The 595-nt window shown below is 42.2% G+C and carries 1 protein-coding gene; it reads left to right on the plus strand.

Translation table 11 applies throughout. The features are described from left to right. Nucleotides 1–35: 35 nt before the first annotated feature. Nucleotides 36–595, plus strand: a 560-nt coding sequence (locus tag GOU96_RS18115) for an O-methyltransferase (RefSeq protein WP_324702114.1), incomplete at its 3' end; no start/stop codon positions are given.

Genomic DNA, 595 nt, shown 5'->3' on the forward strand with positions numbered 1-595 from the left:
CTATTGAGGGAAATACGTTGGAATTTCAAAGAATCATGGAAGATTTAGAGCAGTTCGGGATACAAAACGATCTTGCTCAATCTGATAAATCAAAGAAGTACCTGAATATCACAAGAGACACTGGTGAGTTTCTATCTGTGCTTGTTAAAGCCACTGGGGCAAACAGGATCTTGGAAATTGGTACATCTAACGGATACTCGACGATTTGGTTAGCTTCTGCACTTCCCGATGATGGTAAGGTTTACACCATTGAAGCTAACCCTCAGAAAATCGAAGAGGCCTCGTTAAATTTCAATCAGACGCATACAAGCTCGAAGATAGTTCAACTTGTCGGAGACGCTACGGAGGTCCTATCTAATGTGCCTGAAAGCATGGACTTTATCTTCCTTGATGCTGACAGGAAAACCTATGTATCGTTAGCTGACGACTTATTCAATCTTCTAAAAACGGGTGGTTTGTTGGTCTGTGACAATGCCACCTCTCATGCAGATGAACTTGAAGAATTCAGAGCGTGGGTAAGCTCTCAGCACAACCTGAGCGTTTCGCTAGTGCCTATAGGTAAAGGTGAGATACTGGTCTATAAGGATGAAAAATA

It is taken from the genome of Vibrio sp. R-1, from assembly GCF_035615595.1.
GTDB classification, from domain to species: Bacteria; Pseudomonadota; Gammaproteobacteria; order Enterobacterales; family Vibrionaceae; genus Vibrio; species Vibrio cholerae.